Origin of the sequence: Blautia sp. MSK.20.85 (assembly GCF_013317245.1) — a bacterium.
Lineage (GTDB): Bacteria > Bacillota > Clostridia > Lachnospirales > Lachnospiraceae > Blautia_A.
Map to the genome: position 1 here is coordinate 93,886 of NZ_JAAIUN010000002.1, position 22,769 is coordinate 116,654.

The window sequence follows — 22,769 nt, forward strand, 5'->3', positions numbered from 1 at the left end:
TTCTGGCCGATACCGCTTTTTCCGTCTGATTTATATTATTTATTATTTAGAGTCCTGTCTTCTCGGCAATGAATTTTCTTGCACGGATCGCATACTCAAGCGGATTAGCCTTAGCCGGATCCTGCTCAGCCTCTACAACCATGTATCCTTCATAGCCAGCCTCTTCCAGAACTTTGAAGATCGGATCATAGTTGATGCATCCATCTCCAGGAATTGTGAAGGCACCAGCTCTTACACCTGCAAGGAAGCTCATGTTCTCTTTCTTAACCTGCTCAACAACTTCCGGACGGATGTCTTTCAGATGAACATGTTTGATTCTGTGAACATACTTCTTAACAACTTCAAGCGGATCCTCTCCACAGTATGTAAAGTGACCGGTATCAAAAAGAAGGCTTACATACTCAGGATCTGTATTCTCCATCATACGGTCAACCTCAGCAAGGCTCTGTACAACAGTACCCATATGATGATGGAAAGTAAGGGCAATGCCATACTCCTCTTTGGCGATCTTACCAAGTTTGTTCATACCTGTGCAGAAAGTATCCCACTCCTGGTCATTCATCTCATATTTATGGCCGAAGATCGGAGTATCCAGCTGACCCTGAACACTGTAGCTCTGCTCAGAAGCGCCAATAACCTTAGCCCCCATAGCTTTCAGGAAAGCAAGCTGTGCACGGAACTCTTTCTCAACTTCCTCAAATGGTTTGGTGATAAGGAAGCTTGAAAACCACTGGTTACAGATCTCAACACCACGAAGTTCAAGAGCTTTCTTGAGAACTTCCGGATCTTTCGGATATTTGTTACCAACCTCGGAACCTGTGAAACCGGCAAGGGCCATCTCACTGACACACTGCTCAAAAGTATTCTCTTTGCCAAGGTCCGGCATATCATCGTTAGTCCATGCAATTGGTGCAATACCAAGTTTTACTTTATTCTTATCAAACATTGGTCAATTCTCCTTTATTATTTGAATTATTCCATAATCTCAGAAATCTTAACCGGTCTGTGCTCCTCGCTGGATTTCTTAGCAGCAAGACCCATTAATACCGGTTTCAGACCATCGTAAACATTCAGAGGTGTCTCTTTGTCATTAACGATGGCATCGATAAATGCTGCAACCTCTTTACCGTAAGCATCCATGTATCTCTCAAGGAAGAAGAACATCGGTTTCTCACCGGTAACGCCCTCAGCATTGCTGATCACTGTGGAAGACTGGCTGTCATTGGAGATAGCAGCCATACCCTCAGAACCGAATACTTCCGCTCTCTGGTCATATCCATAGGAAGCTCTTCTGCAGTTATCGATAACAGCGATCGCACCATTCTCCATCTGAAGAGTGATAACAGCTGTATCAACATCCCCAGCTTCACCGATAGCCGGATCAACCAGGTTCGCACTCTGAACATAAACCTCAGTAGCATCACATCCTGCAAGGAAACGAGCCATATCAAAATCATGAATGGTCATATCCAGGAACATACCACCGGAAACCTTAACATAATCAATGCTAGGCGGCTCAGGATCGCGGGAAGTAATCTTGATGATCTCCGGTTTACCAACCTTACCAGCTGCAACAGCCTGCTGAAGAGACTCAAAGTTGTGGTCAAATCTTCTGTTGAAACCAACCTGATATTTCAGATTCGTGCCCTCAAGAGCATTGATAACCTCTTTGATCTTGGCAATATCATGATCGATCGGTTTCTCACAGAAAACATGCTTGCCAGCCTTGATAGCCTCTACAGAAATCGGAGAATGAGTATCTGTAGAAGAACAGATCAGAACTGCGGAAATCTCAGGATCGTTGATGATCTCCTTATAATCCTTAGTCGTATGCTCAACACCCATGCTCTTAGCCCAAGCAGCAGTCTCATCATTTAAAAACGGATCCGCAACAGTCTTAATTACTGCATCCGGTACCCTTGTTGTGATACTGGTGATATGAACTCTACCAATTCTACCTGCTCCGATAATACCAACTTTAATCATAGTTTTGATCTCCTTTTGATTTATTTTCCCAATGTTATCCTCTTGCGTGTCCGAACACGCTCTTTATGCTTAATATAATATCATCGTAACCCACAAATCGCAACCCCTAATATTGTACAATATTACCATCTTTTTTCTATTAAAAATGACGAGAACTATTTTTAGCTGCAATATGCAATATTTTTAGGTCAACTTCACCACAACAATTCCAACACATTCCCACACTATTCCATATCAAAGCCACACTACCACTGCTATCCAGCCAAGCGCCACCCTCCCATCAGACAAACGCAAACTCAGCCCTTGCAGTCGTCCAGCGAAGCGCTGACGACCCACAACCTATCCGTCAAACGACCTTATTTCTCGCTGGATGCACCAGCCGTGGAAGGGGATGCTGTCTGGCTCTGCTTCTGCAGGAGGGGAGCTGATTCTTGGGCGGCGGAAATCTGCGTTGTTTTACAAAAGTCCGTTGTCTGAGCGGCAGCAGGCCGCGAGTTCGGACTTTTGTAAAACGGTTTTAGCAGAATTCCGGCGCCCTAGAAGCCAGCCCCCGACGAAGCCGCAGACCAGACAGCATCCCCTTCCACGGCGTCCGGTCCGTCCATCCGCACAAAAAAGGAGACACCCCCATTTCAGTGTCTCCCCTCCGGAATCGTATACTCATTTCTTATATATATCTCCGTAAACAACTTCTCCCTATCCGGTTCCTCCCCGTTAAACAGCAGTCTAAACAAAATCATCACCGGCTCATACCCCTGAATCCTAGCATCCTGCCCGATCAGAAAATGAATAAACCCTTTCCTCATCAATTCATAATTCCGCCCCATAAAATCATTGGCAACCATCTTCACCAGCCCCATCTTACCAGCCTCGGCAATGGCCCGGCATACCCCCTCCTCACCATGAGAAGTAAGATAAATCCCCGCAAGATCCGGAACCTCTTTAAAAATCTTCTCCGCAATCTCTCTGGCCCGCACATTCTCCTCAAAACAATACTCCGGCCCAATGATCTCAATCCCCGGATACTTTTTCCTCATCTCAGACCGAAACCCCGACACACGACTGCTAAGAGAAGTATTGGTCCTGTAACCAGAGATAATGGCAACTTTCCCCTTTCCCCCGGTAAGTTCTCCCATAAGCCCCGCAGCCGCCCGTCCACACTGCACACCATTCTGCCCCACAAAACAAAGCCGCTTCGTATCCTCCACATCGGAAGTAAAAGTCACCACCGGAATATGATACTCTTCCACAAACCGGTCGATCTCTTTTTTCACCTCTTCGGCTTCAAGAGGAACCATCGCAATACCGCTGACTTCTTCCTGCCGCATTTTTTCCATGGCAAAAAGAACATCCTCTGCACTTTGATGCTCAATGGTATGGATCAGCACCGTGCCGCCCAGATTATCGACTTCCGCCCTGGCCTCCTCAACACCCTTCATGACTTCCTTCATAAAAGGAGTCTCCGCACCCTGAAGGATCACGCCGATCTTGATATTATTTCTGCTCATGGACAGGGCACGTCCCAGCTGATTCGGTTTATACCCCATCTCCTCTGCGATCTGCCGGACTCGTTCTGCCACTTCCGGCCTGATACGCCCTCTGTTATTCAGCGCTCTGTCAACAGTTCCTCTGGAAACACCAGCAGCCTCTGCAATCTGTCTTATGGTAACACCCATGATCTTGCTCCTCTTCTCTGCTATACCCTATGATACGCCTGAACCCTTCCGGTACTCCGCAGGGCTCATCCCTGTGATCTTCTTAAACGTCTTGGAAAAATAATGGTAATCTCCGAAACCAGAGCGCAGAGCCACATCCTTCACCCTACAGTTCGTTCCGGAAAGAAGCTTCTTCGCACAGTCGATCCGAAGCTCCTGCACATAATTGGAAAAACCGATCTTCATCTCCTGTTTGAAAAGATAACTGAGATAGGCAGGATTCACCTCCGCCGCATCTGCCGCATCCTGAAGGCTGATCTGTTCTTCATAATGTTCCCGGATAAACTCCAGCGCTTTTTTCACAGCAGCAGAAATCCCCTCCGGAACCACATCCTCTCCTCCTGCAAAAAGTTCCGAAATACAGGAATTTCCTTTTTCCCGAAATTCTTCAAAATCTTCGATCTCTTCATACCAGATGGAATCTTTTTCAAGGCCTGCTGTCAGATTCAGTTTCTTAAGCCATTGTACAAGAAGCCTTCCGTCCGTATAACGGTTCTGACATTCTGTAAGGACCTGCTCCCAGAGCTCTTCCGCCTTCTTCCTGTCTTTTCCTGCTTTCAGGGCAGAAATCTGTGTTTCCAGTATGTCGGCACTTTCCGGCAGAACGCTGTCCGCTTTCTTCTGGCCTTCAAAATAAAGAATCTCTTTTTTCTCATAAAAATGCAGTTTCATCATCTCTCTGGCCTGCTGGTAAGCCTGACGGATTCCTTCCTCTCCCATGCAGACGCTGCTGACGCTGATGCCGAAATCGCAAAAATCCTCCTGGCAGTGCCGGTAGCAAATAGCCGCAACCTCTGTCAGCCTCTGCTGCATGGCTGAAGTCCTGCAGTCCCTGGAAAGATCCAGAAAACAACAGAAAATCCCTGCACCAAGATAAATCACTTCTGTAAATTCGCTTTCTGTTCCAAGGAGCTCTTCCGTCCGTTCCAAAAGCCTGTGGCGGAAATGATGGGAATACTGTTCCACTTCCAGCGGGGTCCACTGCCGTTCCCGCTCCGCCCATCTTTCCATAAACATACAGATCACAGCGCTGTTAAAATATTTCCCGGCGATCCCGGCTTCCACACGTTTTTCTTCACGTGCCTGGTTTTTCAGCATCCCGGAGATCAGGCCGTTGAAAAAATAATATTTTAGAGCATGGCTTCCCAGATGGATCAGTTTTCTTGCCTGCGCCTGTTCCTGGCTTTTTTTCCTGCGGTTTTCGATCAGCCGGGCTGATTTTTCCAGGGTATCATAGAGACTGTCCTCATCCAGACTGTTTTTCAGTACGTATTCATCCGCGCCAAGGCGCATGGCCTCTTTTACATATTCAAAATCATCATGACAGCTGAGCACGATAATATAGATATCCCTGTTTTCCTCACGGATCTTTCGGATCAACTCAATGCCATCCATCACAGGCATGGTCAGATCCGTCACAAGAACATCGATCTTTTCTTTCTGAAGAAACCCGTAGGCTTCCTCTCCGTCCTCGGCATCATCCACGATCTCGTATCCAGCTTTTTCCCAGGAATCCAGTGTTTTCAGATAACTCCTTACCAGAAAATCATCATCTGCCACCAGTGTTCTGTACATCAGCTTTTCCTCCCTTCTTCCGGTATATCATAGATTGCTGGCAGAAAGACAGTAACGATTGTACCATTACTGCTGCTGTCATATTTCATTCCACCTTTTTCTCCATAATAAAGCTCCAGTCGTTCTTTTACATTGGGAACTCCCACTGCGGAAAGTCCCTTTGTCTTTTTTGCACGACTTCCCAAAAGATCCCGGATCTGTGCTTCTGTCATTCCTCTTCCGTTATCTTTTACTATAAGGATCAGCTCTCCTTCCTTTACTTTTCCGCTGATCCATATCTTTCCTGTCTGCCGCTTGATGTCAATCCCGTGAAGAAGGGCGTTCTCCACAAGGGGCTGAAGAATCAGCCTTGGAATATAGCACCGGTATGCTTCCTCGGAAATCTCATACTCCACCTGAAAACTCCCCTGATAACGGAAATCCTGCAGATGGATATAGTTTTTCAGGATATGGATCTCATCAGCAACAGAAAGAAAGCTTCCCTTCTTATTAATGCTGGCCTGGAGAAGCTCCACAAAATCTCCGATGAGGCCTGCCAGCTCTTTCTCCCCTTTTAAAAATGCGGCAAACTTGATGGAATTCAGGGTATTATACATAAAATGCGGTGTGATCTGATACTGCAGCGCTTCCAGTTCCGCATCTTTTTTCTGCTGTTCCTCCTCAATCACCTGGGCGATCAGATCTTCGATGTAATCCAGCATATGGTTGAATTCTTTTCCCAGGGTTCCGATCTCATCGGCAGTGGTCACTTCTGTGCGAAGGCTTAAGTCTCCCTCACCAACCTTCTCAATGGTACCTGTCATGGACCGGAGTGGTCCGCAGACCACCCTGGAAAGCCACAGTGCCAGAAGCACAGCTGCCACAAAAACAGCCCCGAAGATTCCGATCAGGAAAAGCCTCATCTGGGAAAGTTCACTTAGGACTTCTTTTTTTGGTACTTCCAGGTATAACCCACAGTCTGAAAAACTTCCTCTGCTGAAAAAGGAGATCACACCGTTTTTTTCTATATATCCTTCCACACCTGGAACATCATGGTCTGTAATCTCCGGAAATGTTTTCCCAAGATCACTGTAATCTTCTGATGTTACAATCTCATTATTTCCATCCACAAGCAGAATCCTGGTGATCTTCTCATCATTGACAGCTTCCAGATATTCATAATAAATGGCCCGTTCCTTGATGTCCGCCGCAACATATCCCAATGCCTCTCCGTTGTCATCTTCCACCTTCTGGATCACCGAAAGAAAACTGCTGCCTTCATGGACCAGGGATTCCACAAGGACCGGAAAAGAATCCCTCTCCTGTATTTCTTCCAGCTCTTCGATCCGCTCTCCTTTAATCCCTTGTTTGTTTACCGGAAACTCTTCCGATGTCACCGCCATTTTTTTGTCTGGAAAAACAAAGTAAAGGGAGTTGATATCTTTATATTCCCGGCTGTATTCCCGGAGAAGCCCGGCTATATTTTCCAGGCTGTTTTCATTCCCGGTACGGATATATTCCTCCGCATTATTCCGGACATCCTCATCCCAGGCAGTTTTCATATTCACATAATAAATCTCTTTCAGGGATTCGTCCAGATTTTTTACAGTCTGCTGCATCCGTCCGTACAGGATCCCGGAATAATTTTCTTCGATCATCTCTGCAGCCCGGAGATAAAATACCACGGTAAGAGAACCGGCGGTAAACATGGTAACTGTCAGAATCGCCAGCATGATCTTTGCCCGGATGCTTTTTAACACAAGACCTCCTCCCTTCTGTAAAAGCGGATACATCTCTTCCGCTTTGGCTGTTTCCTCATAAACACAGGAAACAGCAGGAGTATCTTACCCCTGCCTGATTTCCTGTTTGTGGTTGAATATATGTTTTACAATAAACTTTATAACTGTCCGTGTGCCTCGCGCTCGGTAAGCTCCTGCATGATCGACGGATACATCTTGTCAAGTTTGTATCCGAAGAGTGTTACGATGATCACTGCTGCAATGAGGATCGGTCCGAATTTGTAAAGAGAAACGATCATCTCCAGTGCTGTTTCCGGCTGTGCTGTCATTCCTGCGGAAGAACTTACATATCCGGAACTGCTTAAAAGTCCTGTGATCACTGCAGATGCAAGACCCGCGCCAACTTTTGTTCCGATGGAACCGCCTGCGAAGATCAGGCTTTCCTGACGGATGTGGTTTTTCCACTGTCCGAACTCTACTACATCACCGACCATACTGAATACAACTGCGTTTAACGGTGCAAGTCCGATGGCACGTGTAACACAGCTCATAACCATGAATCCGAAGCTGTATGGGTTCAGGAAGAACAGAAGCTGTCCGCCAAGTGCGATAAATCCGCCGACAAATGCGATGTTTCTTTTTCCGAATTTCTTAATTAACGGTGAGCAGACGAAGATTCCTGCTACCAGTACCAGTGTTTCTGTAAGATACAGTGCGCTGTACATCCATGTGTCATTGTTGAAGATATATTTGCAGTAGTAAGGAAGAATGGTTCCTGTGATCGTAAAGGATACGCTCTGTACTGTCCAGAGAAGCATAACTGCCCAGAAATACTGGTTTGTAAAAAGTGCTTTCAGCATTGTAGGAACCGGAAGTTTCTCGTCTTTCTTTCTTGCCTCGATCTGAACTTTCTCTTCACATTTGAAGAAGCACAGAAGCAGAAGAACCAGTGCCAGTACTGCCCAGACGCTCATAACTTTGATCCATGCAGCCTGATCGTTTCCAACCAGTTTTACAAGTGGCAGTGTACAGGTTGCAGCGATAATTCTGCCAAGAGGGGAAAGGCCCATTCTCATAACACTGAGTTTATCTCTCTCCGATGACTCACGGATCATCATTGTGGAAAGACTTCCATATGGAAGGTTGATCGCTGTATAACATACTGTTGTACAGAAATTATAAGTTACAAACAGATACAGAAACTGAAGCATTCCTGTTGTGTGTGGTACTGTAAAAAGCAGTACTGCTGACAGTGCAAACGGTACACTCATCCACAGAAGCCAGGGTCTTGATTTTCCCCATTTGGAATTGGTACGCTCTACAATGACACCCATAACCAGATCAGAAAATCCGTCAAAGCATCTGGAAAGCAACATGACAAGTCCGACTGTCGCTGCACTGATCCCTACATAATCTGTGTAAAACAGTGTCAGCAGTGTTCCAATCATTCCGAACACGATATTACATCCTACATCTCCTCCAGCATAACACAGCCTCGTTGATACCGAAAGTTTTTTCTTCTCCATCTTATTATCCCGCCCTTTCATTTCTTTTCGTTTTTTGTTTTCGACTTCCTTTTGATGATTCTATTTTATCGAAAATACGGGATTATCAAAGTGTGAGAAATTTTAGTTTTTTCGGTATTATTTTGGCCTGACTGTTAAATCTGTGCCAAAGTTCTCCTGTTTCCGGTTTCCCGGTGTCCTGTTTTTGTCCTATTTTTATGTTTTGTGTTTTATTTTTGGATGAAGATGCTCTGCTTCCTGCCTTTGCACTTTAAGAAGAACCATATTTGTCTTCTTTTATGTATGCATCAATATTTTCCGTGGTAAGCACCTGGGAATCCAGGATCTCATCCTCTCCGGTTCTCTTTCCTTCCAGATCGTTCACAATATACCGGATGGTTTCGTAACCAATCTGATAACCGGACTGGGCACCCAGGGCCACGATACGTCCATCCTGAACTGCTTTCAGAGCATCTTCCTGAGCATCTACGGAAACAATGGAGATTTCCCTCCCTTCCGTTGCCTCCGCAAGTCCCAGGGCCGTCACAGCACTGGTGGTCATGATCCCGTCAAGATCCGGATACTTCTTGAGGATCTCATCCACATCTTTCTGAGAAACCTGCATATTGCTGTAACCGTTTCGCACCATTTCAATGGTGATCCCGGGTTCTTTTTCCATATATTTTTCAAATCCGTTAACACGCATCCGATGCCCTGCCTGATTAAAATCACCGGCGATCACACCGATCTTTCCCTTATGATCCAGGGCCCTGGCAAGCTGCTCGCCAAGCTCATAACCCAGTTTTTCATTGTCAATTCCGATATAAGGTACATCTGCATCTTCTATGGGGGTATCGCAGGCGTACACGGAAATACCTTTTTCCTTCGCCTGCTGCACATACTCTTCACATTCATAAGAATCAATTGGGGAAACCGCCAGCGCCTGGATATCTGTTTTCAGAAGATCCCTGATCATATTTTTCTGGACTTTTTCCTCTGTCTCAGAATCCGGAGACAGGATCACCACATCCGCATGATATTTTTCCGCCGCATCTTCCATTCCGTCACAGACGGACAGCCAGTATTCGCTGCTTTTGGATTTTGTGACAACACCGATGGTTACCTTTTCCTCTTCTGTTTTCTTTGCTGAGGGCCCGCATCCGGAAAGGCTGCAAAAACTTAAAACTGCCGCCAGAATACAGATATATTTTTTTCTCACGAAGGATATGCCTCCCTTTCTTTTGCAGCTGCCGCTGTTTTTACTACGGAAAAAAAGACTCCGGAGCCTTTTTCTCCGGTCCGGAGTCTTTTCTTATCTGGCATTTCGGATTTACATGTGCATTTTACCAGAGTTTTCTGTAGATTTCTTTCACTTCTTCTTCGGTTACGTCACGCATGGTATTCTGCGGGCTTCCGCTGTCCATAGCGTCATGTGCCATTTTATCAATTACATTGAAGAATTCTTCTTTGTTGATTCCGAACTGCTCCAGAGTCGGAGTATCCAGTTCATTTACAAGTGCCTCTACTGCTTTCAGGAATTTCTCAGCTGCTTCCTGATCGGAATCGGAGGCGTCAGCAACACCGATATCACGGCCAAGGGCACCAAATCTGTCATATGCTCCAGGAAGTGCGAAAGTAAGGCACTCTTTCAGAAGCATGGCATTGGAAAGTCCGTGCGCTACATGGAACAGAGCTCCGATCGGGCGGCTCATTCCGTGGATAATGGTAACGGATGCATTGTTGAATGCGATTCCTGCTTCCAGAGCTGCTACTGACATCTGTACACGGGCTTCTTCGTTCTTTCCGTCTTTGTACGCAATTGGAAGATATTTGAAAATTCTCTTTACTGCTGATACCGCAAATGTATCGGAAAGTGTCTGTGCTTTTCTGGATGTATAAGCCTCCACACAGTGGCAAAGTGCATCAAGGCCTGTTGCTGCTGTGATCTTTGGAGGTGCAGTCATAGTAAACTGCGGGTCGATAATGGCAAGATCCGGCATGAGAACTTTGCCTTTAAGAAGCATCTTGATGTCTTTTTTAGTATCTGTGATGATCGTGAACTGTGTTGCCTCAGATCCCGTTCCTGCTGTAGTAGGGATTGCTGCCATTGGCGGCATCTTTACATCGATCACTTTTCCCATGTAATCGGAAATGCTTCCGCCATTTACTACCAGTGATCCGATAGCTTTCATGGAGTCAATGGGGCTTCCGCCTCCCAAAGCTACCAGGAAGTCACAGTTCTCATCTTTATAGATCTGTAAGCCTTTTTCAATCATGGTATCTGTCGGCTCACCACAGATGTCAGAATAAATGCTGTATGCAATGCCCTGATTTGTCAGCGCCTTCTCAACTTTTGCACAGTTTCCCAGGTCGATCATTACTTTATCGGTTACGATCAGAGCTTTTTTACCAAGGAGTTTCAGTGCGTTTTCCGCCATATCCAGTGCTCCGGAACCGGAAATAATTTCTCCAGGTACAATAAATTCTCTTGCCATTGTCAAAATCTCCCTTCAGTCAGTACAATTTTTTTCATAATAGCAGCAGGTCTGCCACTGTCCGTTCCTCACGGACAGCAGCATTCTCCTCTTCCTGCTGCCTGTTATTTACGTTTCAGTATCTGTTTCTCCGAATCCTTAAAACTCGGCGTCATGAAGCCAGGTATATCTCTCATCCTCGCAGCGGTCTGTCTGCAGCCACGGATTTCCGTCAATGTGGCGGATCATCCAGCATGTGTACATCTGATATCCAGGTGCAACTGCCTGCGGATGAAGCTCTCCTCCCGGAATTGCGGAAAAGCTCTCGTCTGTACTCTTAAATACCTGATCACCGACAAAGCTTGCTCCGAATCCTTCCGGATGGTCAAATTTGAAGAAGTATGTCTCAGGCTGCGGATGTCTGTGCGGCAGGTATCCGGACCAGTTTCCTCTGTCATTGAGGACCTCACCAAGTACCATGTTGGACTCTGGTGAAATATCATGATCAAAAATCGTGTTTACTCTTCTCTTTGCAACATTTCCGAATTTGCCCACACAGGAATATCCCCACGGAGCATCTTCCGGTTTATAAAGTTTTGCGCCGAAATCTTTTTCATTCTTTGTGCACTGAACAAGGATCTGTGACTCTGCATTTGCCACAACTGTGATCTCTGTTCCTGTGCATCCGTGAACGCACCATGGTCCTTCTGTGAACACATCTTTTCTTGTTGCTGTCGCCTCGTTTCCGTTCCATTTATAAGTAATGTTTCCGGAGAGAAGGAGAACTGCTGTCTCCTCACCCTCTCTTAAAAATGTTCTTGTCTCTCCTGCTTTCATACGGTAAACACGGATGTCCATCATCATGGCCTTGTACTCATTATCGTATGTTGTAAGAATCTTTTCGCCTTTTTCGTCATATTCCGGATAACCAAATACTTTACTCATTTTCTTACCTCCCAGATTAGTACAGTCTTGCCTCTTCACGGCCTTTCATAACTCCCTCGCAGGCCTTTCTTACGCTTTCTTTCTCAGATGTTGTTGCAATTCCTACATCCCACCAGGACTCATATCCATCTGTCATGGTCTTCGGGATAACTTTCAGATCAAAGAGGCATGCAACATCCTGTTTCTTGGCATCTTCCAGAGCGTCAACAAGCTCCTGGATGGTGCGGCAGGTATAAGTCTTCAGGCCATAGCCTTCGCCGACTTTTGCATAATCTACAGGGATCAGATCTCCGGTCGGTTTCTTGCCGTCTGTGTAACGGAACTCTGTTGCAAGGCTTCCGATTCCGTGGTTCATCTCAAGGTTGTTGATGCAGCCAAATCCGCAGTTATCAAATACCATGATGTTGACTTTCTGTCTCTCCTGCATGATAGTCATGATCTCACTGTGGAGCATCTGGAAGCTGGAATCACCAACCACGCAGTATACTTCATTATCCGGCTCTGCAAATTTAACACCAAGGGTAGCGGCAACTTCGTATCCCATGCAGGAATATCCGTACTCTGCATGATATCCGCCACGTTTGTCTGTTCTCCACATACGCTGCATACAGCTTGGAAGAGAACCGCCTGCTGTGATGATGGTTGCATCTTTGTCGATGGTTCTGTTAATAGCTGCAAGTGCTGCTGTCTGTGTAATCTTTCCGTTTGTAAGTTTTACATACTCCGGAATGGTACGAGGATCTCTTGCCTTGATTAACGGCTCAAAGTCATCTCCTGTGTACTCAATGCTTCCGAGACGCTCCATCTCTTTATCCCATGCAGCTTTTGCTTTCTCGATCTCATCTGTGTATGCGGATTTATATCCTCTTGCACGAAGTTTCTCTGCAAGTGCTTCTACGGTAGCTTTTGCATCACCCACTGCTTTTACTGCATCCATCTTGTATGCGTGGAATCTGCAGTTGTTGATGCTTACGAACTGAACATCCTCGTTCTGGAACAGATGCTTGGAGCTTGTTGTAAAGTCAGACATTCTGGAACCGATAGAGATTACCACGTCTGCGTCTTTACCGATGATATTGGAAGCGTAGGTTCCTGTTACGCCGATACCGCCAAGGCAGTATGGATTGCTGGACTGGCAGGCACTCTTTCCGGCCTGTGTTTCGCCAAACGGGATCTTGAACTCCTCACAGAATTTCTCAACGGTTTCTCCTGCTTCTGAGTAACGAACACCACCACCAACAACGATAAGCGGTTTCTTAGCTCCTGCGATGATCTCTGCTACATCCTCAAGCTCTTCATCTACTGCAACCGGTCTTGTGATTCTGTGTACTCTCTTCTTAAAGAAGTACTCCGGGAAGTCAAAGGACTCACCCTCAACATCCTGGCAAAGCGCGATACAGCATGCACCTGTCTCAGCCGGATCTGTAAGAACTCTCATTGCGTTAATAAGAGCTGTCATAACCATCTCCGGTCTTGTGATTCTGTCCCAGTATTTGCAAACTGGTTTAAATGCATCGTTTGTGCTGATGGCAAGGCTGCTGCTCTGCTCCAGCTGCTGAAGAACCGGATCAGGCTGGCGAGATGCAAAAGTATCTGCCGGGAATACAAGAAGCGGAATGTTGTTTACTGTAGCTGTCGCACATGCGGTTACCATGTTTGCAGCTCCAGGTCCGATGGAAGATGCACATGCGATAATTTTCTTACGGTTGCTCTGTTTTGCAAAAGCGGTTGCAACGTGGCACATGCCCTGCTCGTTTCTTCCCTGAAGAACCTTTAACTGGCCCGGGTTGGTATCCAGTGCCTCACCAAGTCCTACGGCAATGCCGTGTCCGAAGATTGTGAAAAAGCCTTCTACAAATTTTGTCTCCACTCCGTCCATGGAAACGTACTGATTATCCAGGAATTTTACAATTGCCTGTGCAGTTGTCATTCTTACTGTCTTTGCCATTTTTTCCACTCCTTTTCTTTATACTCTTGCGATCATTTCGCCGAATTTTTCTTTTTCTTCTTTAATGAATGCGTGAACTTCATCCGGTCCTGGAAGGGAGTCGGAGCAGTTGTTACTCTTAACCATCATGGATGCCTCTGCAGAACCGAACTCCAGGCAGTCGATGATCTCCCATCCCTGATACAGTCCATACAGGAATCCGGAGCCGTATCCGTCACCGCCGCCGAAACCTTTTCTTGCCTCAACCGGGAATGGCTTGATGCTGAATTTCTGTCCGTCAACTGTGTATGCTGTGGAGCCTTTCATACCATGTTTGATCACAACGATCTTTGCATTCTTTGACTGCCAGTAAGCTGCACTCTCCTCATCGGTCATGCCTTCTTTGATCAGCTTCTCTGTAAGGTCAAACTCTTCTCTGGAGCCCATGATGATGTCGGCTTCCTTGGCTACGATGGAATAGTAGATGGAAATCTCATCTGCGTTCTTCCAGTTGTATTCTCTGTAATCAATATCAAAGATGATCTTTGTATTTACTTTCTTTGCAAGCATAACTGCTTTGATGGCTGCTTCTCTGGACGGGCTCTCTGCAAGAGCTGTTCCGGAAATGAGAATTGCTTTTGCGTTTTTGATGTAGTCCTCATGGATATCATCTACATGAAGCTGCAGGTCTGCGATGCGGTTACGGTACATCAGGATGCTGCTTTCCTTCGGAGAAAGCATCTCGGTAAAGGTAAGTCCCAGTTTCTCTCCGTTTGTGCACTTTGTGATCTGTGAGGTATCGATTCCTCTCTCATTGAAATAATCCACTACATACTCACCAAACTGATCGTCAGAAACCTTTCCGATGAATCCTGCTTTCAGACCATGTTTGGTAACACCTACAGCGATGTTTGCAGGAGATCCTCCTACAAATTTCTCAAACATATGTACTTTCTTCAGGGGTTTGAACTCTTCTTTCACCTGATCGTTGTAAGCAGGGTTGAAATCAATGGCAACTCTTCCAAGGAGTACCAGGTCCATTGGTCTGGATTCATCAAATTCGATATACTTCATGATCTTACCTCCGTTTGTTTGATGGTTTATTTTTTACTTCTTTTTTGTGTGCTTTTTTGTTTTGCGTGCTTTTCTTTTCATCTAGCGTGCTTTCTTGCGTGTTCCTTATGGTGTTAATATAGCACTCTTTTTCAAATTGAGCAAGTACTTCTTTTCATTTTCTTTGTTTTCTGTTATTCTGTACAATTTCTATGGTTTTATTTTGGTGAAAGTGGCTATTGTTACCATGTGCTTTTACGTGCTTTGTATTTCAGCACGCATATAGCACGCTTTTTGAATGTATATTTTTCATAACAAGGAAGATTCTTTCCATAAAAAAAGCCTGCATGTTTCCATCCTGCAGACTTTCTTATTTTTCTGTGTGATCTTTCGCCCACCGGCCTGATCACAGATTATATTTGGTTTTGATCTTGATATCTGTAAAAAGAAATTCCCGTTCCGGTTCCTGCCCTTTGGTCAGGATATCTGCCAGGATCCTTGGCGGTTCATAGCCCTGGACATATCCGTTCTGATCGATGAGGAAATCCACGGAATCATTTTTAAGTGCTTTCTCATTCTTTGGTGTCTGGTCATAGATCACAACATACGGGCGACGGTCCAGCCTGAGCTTATCAAACGCTTTCCCCACACCTGCCTGACCACCAGATACCACCAGGATCCCGCTAATCCCGGAAGTACTCATCATGGCATTCTCGATAATATGTTCCACTTCCGATGCCTCATCGAAACTTCCATGAACTCCGGCAATCTCCAGATGTGGAAATGCCCTCTTGGCTTCCTCCACGAAACCATCCACGCGCTGATTGTCAACATGGTTGCTGAAATATCCGGTAATGATGAGGATCTTTCCGCTTCCTCTTGTCATCATTCCCAAGAGACCCGCTGCGGTACGTCCGCTCTTACGGTTATCCATTCCCACAAAGCAGGCTCTTCTTGTCCCCACAATATCCGAGTTAAAGGTTACCACAGGAATATTTTTCTCTTCGATGAGTGCATTCAGTTTTTCCCGGACAGCCTCACTGTCTACCGGCATCACCGCAAGGCCACGGATCCCTTCCTGTTCCAGTTCTTCAATGGCTTGAAGCTGTTCGTCCTCATCTACGGAAAGGCCTTCTTTCAGGATCAGCTGGATTCCTTTTTCTTTCAGTTCCTGGGCAGCCTTCTCAATGCCACGGTTCACTTCCTGCATAAAAGAAGATCTGGCAAGCTGTGTTACCACTCCGATCTTCAGTCTTTCGTCTTTAGCTGTTCTGGAACGTTTCCGCTCTTTCTGTACGTATCCCATCTCGTCCGCCAGACGACAGATCTTCTCTGCCACCTCCGGATTGATCCGTCCCCTGTGATTTAATGCTCTGTCTACGGTTCCTCTGGAAACCCCTGCCCGTTCTGCAATCTGCTGTATCGTTACCGCCATAAATCCTTCTCCTGCTTCTGCCTTACTGTGTCACTGCCAGATTCTCTGTCCGGCAATAATCGCTCTATATACATTTATATAGTTTTTTTGAAAATGTGTCAATATGTAAGCCCCCATTATCCGTGGACAGACATGTTGACCTCATCCCCGGACAGCCATATGGTATGCTTCTTTATAGGAAATTCCCGTTTTTTCACAGAGTTTTTTTACACTTTCATATTCCGGATAAAAATATTCCTGTCCATCAAAAGTGCAGACCTTTACTTCCACCTCTCCAAGAGGAGTGGTAACCGTTCTTTTTTCCCTTTTCAGAATGGTCCGTTCCATCTCCTGACGGCGGATCCCGATGGTTGTGGTTTCTCTGAAAATGATCTGCTCCATTGTCGGAACTTGTTCCCTCTTACAGAGAACCGTAAGCAGCCACGCCGGACGGTTTTTCTTCATAAATACAGGCATGTAATTGGCTTCTCTGGCTCCTGCCTCATACAGACGTTCCATAACATAACCGAGAGTTTCTCCCGTACAGTCATCTATGTTGGATTCCAGTTTCACGATGGTATCTGTTTCTGTGGAAACATCCGCTCCCGAAACATCCCCGGATTCCCGGATCAGCATGGCCCGGAGGATTCCCGGGCATTCGTACTGGCGCTTGCCTGCTCCGATGCCGATCTTTTCCACTGTGAAATCTTCTGGCAGTTTTTCTGATGTAAGGAATGCTGCCACGACAGCCGCTCCGGTAGGGGTTACCAGTTCACCCTGTACCGGTGTGATATGCAGTTTCAGATGATGGGCACTTACAATGTTGCTTACTGCCGGTACCGGTACCGGAAGGATCCCATGCTGGCAGCGGATGGTTCCGCTTCCCTCACAGAGTCTTGGAACGATTACTTCCTCCACATCCAGATCATCCATGCAGATTGCAACTGAAAGAATATCCACAATGGAATCCACTGCCCCCACTTCATGGAAATGCACCTGATCTTCCGGTACATTATGGGCTTTCGCCTCTGCATGGGCCAGGATGGTGAAGATTTTTTTCGCATAGGATCTCGCACGGTCTGTCATATCTGCATGGTCGATGATCTCCATGATTTCATTAAGGCCGCGGTGTTCGTGGTGGTGATGACCGTGGTTGGAATGCATCGTTTCTGTATGTGTATGACTGTTTACATGAGCTTCCTGCACACGATGTTCATGAAAATGGGTATGCTCATACACATCCAGGGTGTCATGACCATGTTCATGATGATGTCCTTCATGGCCGTGAGAATTCCCATGATGTCCGTGCAGATATTCCATATCATGATCGTGATTCTCATGTTCCTGATCAAGAAGCACATCAAAATCACAGGCGTCGATCCCGGATTTTACCACTCGGCTGATCTTTATATCGAAGCCTTTTACCGGAAGGCTTTTAAGCGCTCGCTCCAGCTTTTCTCTGTCTGCACCCAGATCAAGAAGTGCCGCAACGGTCATATCTCCACTGATCCCGGAGGTACACTCCAGATATAATTTGTTTTTCATCTATTTTCCCTCCGCAAGCCGATTGATCTGGGTTGCCAGATATCCGGCTCCAAATCCGTTGTCAATGTTTACTACCGCAATTCCGTTGGCACAGGAATTGATCATGGTCAGAAGTGCTGACAGCCCATGGAAGCTGGCTCCATATCCTACAGAAGTAGGTACTGCGATCACCGGGCGTTTCACAAGTCCCCCCATCACGCTTGCCAGCGCTCCCTCCATTCCGGCTACCGCAACCACACAGTTGGCCTCCTGGATGGTATCCAATCTGGAAAAAAGCCTGTGCATACCACTGACCCCCACATCATAGATCCGTTCCACGTGGGTACCGAAATACTCTGCTGTCTGGGCTGCTTCCTCCGCAACGGAAATATCTGCAGTTCCGGCTGTACACACTGCAATTTTTCCAATATGTTCTTTTTCTTTTTCAATCTTCAAAATTCCGGAAACCGGATCATAAACCACCTGAGGAAGGATGCTCTTTACCAGTTCATACTGATGCCTGGACGCCCTTGTTCCAAACACTTCTCCGTCTTCCTCATAAAGTTTCTGGTAAATATTCAAAAGATGTTCATCTGCTTTTCTTGCACAGTAAACCACTTCCGCAAAACCGGTCCGTTCTTTTCGGGTAGTATCCAGCTTCGCATAATCCATTTCCTCATATCCTTCTTTTTTCAGAAGGTTCTCTGCATGCTCCACAGAGAGCTGGCCATTCTTTACTTCTTCAAGAATCTGCTGTAATGTCATTTTTTACTTCCCTGTTCTTCCATAGTATAATAACACAATAGCCAGACATTTGCATTATTTCCGCAAATTGTCTGGCTATCGCCATTTTTCGGGCATCTGCCTGAAGTTTTCCTGTTTCTGTTAATCGATCATTTTCTCATACTGCTCGGAAATCTCATCAATGTCACCATATGCGATCAGTTTTCCTTTTTCAAGGATCATCGCTTTGTTGCAGAGGCGCTGTACCTGCTGCAGAGAATGTGAGACAAACAAAACGGTGACGCCTTTGTCGAACATACTGAGAACTTTTTTCTCACTCTTTTTCCGGAATTTGGCATCTCCTACGGAAAGTACCTCATCCAGGATCAGGATATCCGGTGACACCAGTGTTGCGATGGAAAATCCAAGTCTTGCTTTCATACCGGAAGAATAGTTCTTGATCGGTACATCAATGAATTCCTTCAACTCTGAAAATTCAACAATCTCATCAAATTTCTCTTCAATGAAACTCTTGGAATATCCAAGCATTGCTCCGTAAAGATAAATATTCTCACGTCCGGTATACTGTGGATCAAAGCCGGCTCCAAGTTCAAGAAGAGGAACCAGTCTTCCGTTTTTGATAACTTTACCTTCCGTAGGTTTGAATACACCTGCGATCACTTTAAGCAGAGTACTTTTTCCAGCTCCGTTCAGTCCCAGGATACCAACACGGTCTCCCTTCTGCACCTCAAAATTCACATTCTGAAGAGCCCAGAATTCATTATATTTAATTTCTTTTTTTATGAATTTAATCAGATAGTCTTTCAGGTTATCGACCTTTTCTTTACTGAGATTAAATTTCATACTTACATTGTCTACTACAACTGCCGGTTTTCCCATTTTTCTCTCCTGTAAATCCGCAATTATATATAAAGTATAAAGTCATCCTGCTTCTTTTTGAAACAGATCATTCCAACTACGATTGCAACCAGACTGAATATAAGCGCATAAGCAAAATAGTGCATATTCATCATCTCGCCAAACATGGCTGAACGGAAAATACTGATAATACAATACAGCGGATTAAATTTCAGTATCCATGCAAATCCACTCTTTAAAAGTCTGGAAGGATAGTAAAAGATCGCACAGGTATACATAATGATCATCAGTGCTACTGACCAAAGATATTCCATATCCCTGAAAAATACTCCGATCGTCGCAAGAATCATTCCACATCCATAAGAAAGCAGAAGAACCAGGATCAGTGCGATTGGGATCTGCAGCATATAAATTGTAGGCTGGATTCCCTGTACGACTGCAACGATAGCCAGCACGATCAGTGAGATCAGAAAAATTACATAATTATAAAGTACGCTTGACAGCGGATAAATATACTTCGGCACATAAACTTTCTTGATCATCGCCGCATTCGCCCGGACTGATTTCAGTGCGCGTGTCGTCGAACTTGAATAGTAGCTGTACAGCAGACGGCCTGTCAGGATATATACAGGGAATGTCTTGTCTTTGTTTCCAAACAGAGTACCGAATACGATCGTCAGTACCATCATGGTAAGAAGAGGTTCCAACAGGGACCATATAATACCAAGATAAGAACGTCTGTACTTCAGTTTGATTCCTTTTTTTACAAGTTCTCTCAGAAGAAACCTGTAATGCATAAAAGTATTTACGTATTCTTTCATAGCATCTCCAATATTCAATTTTTTTCTTTGTTCACATGGCTGTTAAACATAATATACCATTTTTACAATTCTGGCAACCTTATTTTTTTCCAAAAAAATGCGTCTGAACACATCTTTTTAAAAAAAGCTCAAAAACCGGGGCCGATACAGAAGAAATTCTGTTCCGGCCCCGGTGTACTCCTGGCTGATTTTATATGAAAGGTCTGTTATCTCTTAATATTGAATGCCTTAAATCCCGGGTATACCGCTGCATCCCCAAGCTCTTCTTCAATTCGGAGAAGCTGATTGTATTTTGCAACACGCTCACTTCTGGACGGCGCTCCGGTCTTGATCTGGCAGGTATTTAATGCTACCGCAAGATCTGCAATAGTTGTATCTTCTGTCTCACCGGAACGATGAGATGAGATTGCAGTATAGCCTGCTTTATGTGCCATTTTGATTGCTTCCAGAGTCTCGGATACAGAGCCGATCTGATTCAGTTTGATCAGGATGGAATTTCCGCATCCAAGGCTGATACCTTTTTCAAGGCGCTCGGTATTTGTAACAAACAGGTCATCACCTACGAGCTGTACTTTTCCACCCAGCTCTTTTGTCATGATCTGCCAGCCTTCCCAGTCTTCCTCGTCAAGGCCGTCCTCGATGGAGTAGATCGGGTATTTCTCGATCAGGTTCTTCCAGTGCTCAACAAGCTCTGAAGATGTAAATTTCTTTCCACATTTCGGAAGGACATACTCACCCTTCTGGCTTCCTTTCCACTCACTGGATGCAGCATCCATAGCAAGTACAAAATCTTTTCCAGGCTCATAACCCGCTTTCTTTACTGCCTCGAGAATGTACTCGATGGCTTCTTCATCGCTTCCAAGATCCGGTGCGAAACCACCTTCATCACCAACACTCGTTGCAAGGCCTTTTTCTTTCAGAAGTGCCGCAAGTGCATGAAATACCTCTGTGCACCAGCGAAGTCCCTCTTTGAAGCTCGGCGCTCCTGCAGGCATGATCATAAATTCCTGAACATCTACGGTATTTGCGGCATGTGCACCACCATTTAAAATATTCATCATCGGAACCGGAAGTCTGTTTCCATTCACACCGCCAAGGAATCTGTAAAGCGGAATGTCAAGGGAAATCGCCGCTGCACGTGCGCATGCAATAGACACCGCAAGAATGGCATTTGCACCAAGTTTGGATTTATCTTTTGTTCCATCTGCCCTGATCATGGCAGCATCCACTGCATAAATGTCAGATGCATCCATTCCTGTCAGTGCATCGTTAATTACAGTATTGATATTTTCAACGGCTTTGGAAACACCCTTTCCTCCGAAACGGGCCTTATCCTGATCTCTCAGCTCAAGTGCTTCGAACTCTCCTGTGGATGCACCACTTGGTGCTGCTCCTCTTCCTATCGTTCCATCTGCCAGATAAACCTCTGCCTCTACGGTCGGATTTCCTCTTGAATCAATGATCTCTCTTCCAATGACTTTCTCGATCTCTAAATATTCCATTTGATATTTATCCTCCTGTCTGGCCTTTCGCCCTGTCCGTAAACTTTGCCCGGGCCGCGTTTTGTCAGGGGATACGGCCCGTCACAATTATTCACGCAATAGTTAGAACCTGCTAACCATTTATAAGTTTACTATATCTAACTTTTGTGGTCAAGAGGGGTTACTGTCATTTTTTTCTCAATTACTTATTTAATCGAATCAAGAAAGTCCCCTGCTGAGTTACGAATGTCCGCCCGACTATTTCGTCAATATTTTCAGAATATTTAACAGAAATGTGAGAATTTTACGTATTGACAAGGCTTTGCAGATTATGATAATATAATCGCCGAAATAAAAACTGAATATGGTTTATGGCAAAATCCTGTCATATATTGGAAACGCACATTCTCCTGAATGATTAACGAACAACACATGCTTTACGGTTTTACATTATCACTTAATCATTTTAAAGGAGGATTTTTTATGCCAAAAAACAAATTTCAGGAAGTCATCTTTACTATCATCATGGTATTTTTCATGGTTTACGCCATGATCTGTTACAACATTGTACTGAATACCGGAGCAATGACAAACAGCGTGTTCCTCTCCGCTTTTCGCGAGCTGACTTTTATGGGACCGATCGCCTTTGTCCTTGATTTCTTCCTTGTATCCAAACTTGCCTTTGCCTGCGCGAACCGCATGGTAAATTTTCGTAACTGTCATCCATTCAGTATGATTCTTGCAATTTCTGTTGCCTCTGTTGCCTTTATGTGTCCGCTGATGAGCTTTTTTGCAACTCTTTTCTTTAAACATGCAGGAAATCAGTTTATCGCAGTCTGGCTTCAGACAACTTTTATGAACTTTCCTGTTGCATTTTTCTGGCAGCTGATCTATGCAGGCCCGATCGTACGTTTTATTTTCAGACATATCTTTCCTGAGAAAGAGGATTCAAAAGAAACCGCACCAAATATGTAAGGGTCAGGCGGATACTCTCAATCCGCATTCACTGCGCAACTCCAACTCGAATAA

18 protein-coding genes are annotated in these 22,769 nt (G+C 45.2%); 1 reads left to right on the top strand and 17 read right to left on the bottom strand.

The window, feature by feature from the left end; translation table 11 throughout:
• Window positions 1–46: 46 nt before the first annotated feature.
• The 17 genes from iolE to eno form a co-directional block, all read right to left on the bottom strand.
• Complete coding sequence (gene iolE / locus G5B12_RS01690; RefSeq protein WP_118063076.1) at window positions 47–946, bottom strand: myo-inosose-2 dehydratase; 900 nt, start codon at window positions 944–946, stop codon at window positions 47–49.
• 26 nt (window positions 947–972) lie between these two features.
• Window positions 973–1,986, bottom strand: a complete 1,014-nt coding sequence (gene iolG / locus G5B12_RS01695) for an inositol 2-dehydrogenase (protein WP_148446722.1) — start codon at window positions 1,984–1,986, stop codon at window positions 973–975.
• Window positions 1,987–2,618: 632 nt separating this feature from the next.
• Window positions 2,619–3,662 carry a LacI family DNA-binding transcriptional regulator gene (locus G5B12_RS01700; protein WP_174087639.1) on the bottom strand — a complete coding sequence of 348 codons (1,044 nt, stop codon included), beginning with the start codon at window positions 3,660–3,662 and terminating at the stop codon, window positions 2,619–2,621.
• Between the two features lie 27 nt (window positions 3,663–3,689).
• Entirely contained in the window at window positions 3,690–5,276 is a 1,587-nt protein-coding gene (locus G5B12_RS01705) for a response regulator transcription factor (protein ID WP_174087640.1), read from the bottom strand.
• Complete coding sequence (locus tag G5B12_RS01710) at window positions 5,276–7,015, bottom strand: cache domain-containing sensor histidine kinase (RefSeq protein WP_174087641.1); 1,740 nt, start codon at window positions 7,013–7,015, stop codon at window positions 5,276–5,278. Before G5B12_RS01710 ends, G5B12_RS01705 begins: the two co-directional genes overlap by 1 nt.
• A gap of 137 nt (window positions 7,016–7,152) precedes the next feature.
• Window positions 7,153–8,541, bottom strand: coding sequence for a glycoside-pentoside-hexuronide (GPH):cation symporter (locus G5B12_RS01715; protein ID WP_148446731.1), 1,389 nt, complete (start codon window positions 8,539–8,541; stop codon window positions 7,153–7,155).
• Window positions 8,542–8,770: 229 nt separating this feature from the next.
• Window positions 8,771–9,718 carry a substrate-binding domain-containing protein gene (locus G5B12_RS01720; protein WP_173761922.1) on the bottom strand — a complete coding sequence of 316 codons (948 nt, stop codon included), beginning with the start codon at window positions 9,716–9,718 and terminating at the stop codon, window positions 8,771–8,773.
• Between the two features lie 124 nt (window positions 9,719–9,842).
• Window positions 9,843–10,994, bottom strand: coding sequence for an iron-containing alcohol dehydrogenase (locus tag G5B12_RS01725; RefSeq protein WP_173761921.1), 1,152 nt, complete (start codon window positions 10,992–10,994; stop codon window positions 9,843–9,845).
• A 138-nt stretch (window positions 10,995–11,132) separates the two neighbouring features.
• Window positions 11,133–11,918 (bottom strand): 5-deoxy-glucuronate isomerase, encoded by a 786-nt coding sequence (locus G5B12_RS01730; RefSeq protein ID WP_021976607.1) that lies wholly within the window; start codon window positions 11,916–11,918, stop codon window positions 11,133–11,135.
• Between the two features lie 16 nt (window positions 11,919–11,934).
• Window positions 11,935–13,866: a 3D-(3,5/4)-trihydroxycyclohexane-1,2-dione acylhydrolase (decyclizing) gene (iolD, locus tag G5B12_RS01735; protein WP_148446735.1), complete on the bottom strand. Its 1,932-nt coding sequence runs from the start codon at window positions 13,864–13,866 to the stop codon at window positions 11,935–11,937.
• Between the two features lie 18 nt (window positions 13,867–13,884).
• A complete protein-coding gene (gene iolC, locus G5B12_RS01740; RefSeq protein ID WP_173761920.1) occupies window positions 13,885–14,919 on the bottom strand; it encodes a 5-dehydro-2-deoxygluconokinase in 1,035 nt (344 codons plus the stop codon).
• A 385-nt stretch (window positions 14,920–15,304) separates the two neighbouring features.
• A complete protein-coding gene (locus tag G5B12_RS01745; protein WP_148446739.1) occupies window positions 15,305–16,333 on the bottom strand; it encodes a LacI family DNA-binding transcriptional regulator in 1,029 nt (342 codons plus the stop codon).
• Between the two features lie 141 nt (window positions 16,334–16,474).
• Window positions 16,475–17,857: a nickel pincer cofactor biosynthesis protein LarC gene (gene larC, locus G5B12_RS01750; RefSeq protein WP_174087642.1), complete on the bottom strand. Its 1,383-nt coding sequence runs from the start codon at window positions 17,855–17,857 to the stop codon at window positions 16,475–16,477.
• Window positions 17,858–18,601 (bottom strand): nickel pincer cofactor biosynthesis protein LarB, encoded by a 744-nt coding sequence (gene larB, locus G5B12_RS01755; RefSeq protein WP_021976612.1) that lies wholly within the window; start codon window positions 18,599–18,601, stop codon window positions 17,858–17,860. It lies immediately after the preceding gene.
• A gap of 120 nt (window positions 18,602–18,721) precedes the next feature.
• Window positions 18,722–19,459, bottom strand: a complete 738-nt coding sequence (locus tag G5B12_RS01760) for an ABC transporter ATP-binding protein (RefSeq protein ID WP_021976613.1) — start codon at window positions 19,457–19,459, stop codon at window positions 18,722–18,724.
• Between the two features lie 23 nt (window positions 19,460–19,482).
• Window positions 19,483–20,259, bottom strand: coding sequence for an ABC transporter permease (locus tag G5B12_RS01765; protein ID WP_021976614.1), 777 nt, complete (start codon window positions 20,257–20,259; stop codon window positions 19,483–19,485).
• Between the two features lie 206 nt (window positions 20,260–20,465).
• Window positions 20,466–21,761, bottom strand: a complete 1,296-nt coding sequence (gene eno, locus G5B12_RS01770; protein WP_021976615.1) for a phosphopyruvate hydratase — start codon at window positions 21,759–21,761, stop codon at window positions 20,466–20,468.
• A 462-nt stretch (window positions 21,762–22,223) separates the two neighbouring features.
• Here eno and G5B12_RS01775 point away from each other — a divergent pair, with 462 nt between their 5' ends.
• Complete coding sequence (locus tag G5B12_RS01775) at window positions 22,224–22,715, top strand: DUF2798 domain-containing protein (RefSeq protein ID WP_021976616.1); 492 nt, start codon at window positions 22,224–22,226, stop codon at window positions 22,713–22,715.
• Window positions 22,716–22,769 lie beyond the last annotated feature (54 nt).

Bases quoted from the DNA above. Each gene is read 5' to 3' on its own strand.
- iolG (WP_148446722.1), bottom strand. From the start codon at position 1,986: ATGATTAAAGTTGGTATTATCGGAGCAGGTAGAATTGGTAGAGTTCAT.
- iolE (WP_118063076.1), bottom strand. From the start codon at position 946: ATGTTTGATAAGAATAAAGTAAAACTTGGTATTGCACCAATTGCATGG.
- iolD (WP_148446735.1), bottom strand. From the start codon at position 13,866: ATGGCAAAGACAGTAAGAATGACAACTGCACAGGCAATTGTAAAATTC.
- G5B12_RS01745 (WP_148446739.1), bottom strand. From the start codon at position 16,333: ATGGCGGTAACGATACAGCAGATTGCAGAACGGGCAGGGGTTTCCAGA.
- G5B12_RS01705 (WP_174087640.1), bottom strand. From the start codon at position 5,276: ATGTACAGAACACTGGTGGCAGATGATGATTTTCTGGTAAGGAGTTAT.
- larB (WP_021976612.1), bottom strand. From the start codon at position 18,601: ATGACATTACAGCAGATTCTTGAAGAAGTAAAGAATGGCCAGCTCTCT.
- iolC (WP_173761920.1), bottom strand. From the start codon at position 14,919: ATGAAGTATATCGAATTTGATGAATCCAGACCAATGGACCTGGTACTC.
- eno (WP_021976615.1), bottom strand. From the start codon at position 21,761: ATGGAATATTTAGAGATCGAGAAAGTCATTGGAAGAGAGATCATTGAT.
- G5B12_RS01730 (WP_021976607.1), bottom strand. From the start codon at position 11,918: ATGAGTAAAGTATTTGGTTATCCGGAATATGACGAAAAAGGCGAAAAG.
- G5B12_RS01700 (WP_174087639.1), bottom strand. From the start codon at position 3,662: ATGGGTGTTACCATAAGACAGATTGCAGAGGCTGCTGGTGTTTCCAGA.
- G5B12_RS01765 (WP_021976614.1), bottom strand. From the start codon at position 20,259: ATGAAAGAATACGTAAATACTTTTATGCATTACAGGTTTCTTCTGAGA.
- G5B12_RS01715 (WP_148446731.1), bottom strand. From the start codon at position 8,541: ATGAAAGGGCGGGATAATAAGATGGAGAAGAAAAAACTTTCGGTATCA.
- larC (WP_174087642.1), bottom strand. From the start codon at position 17,857: ATGAAAAACAAATTATATCTGGAGTGTACCTCCGGGATCAGTGGAGAT.
- G5B12_RS01760 (WP_021976613.1), bottom strand. From the start codon at position 19,459: ATGGGAAAACCGGCAGTTGTAGTAGACAATGTAAGTATGAAATTTAAT.
- G5B12_RS01775 (WP_021976616.1), top strand. From the start codon at position 22,224: ATGCCAAAAAACAAATTTCAGGAAGTCATCTTTACTATCATCATGGTA.
- G5B12_RS01725 (WP_173761921.1), bottom strand. From the start codon at position 10,994: ATGGCAAGAGAATTTATTGTACCTGGAGAAATTATTTCCGGTTCCGGA.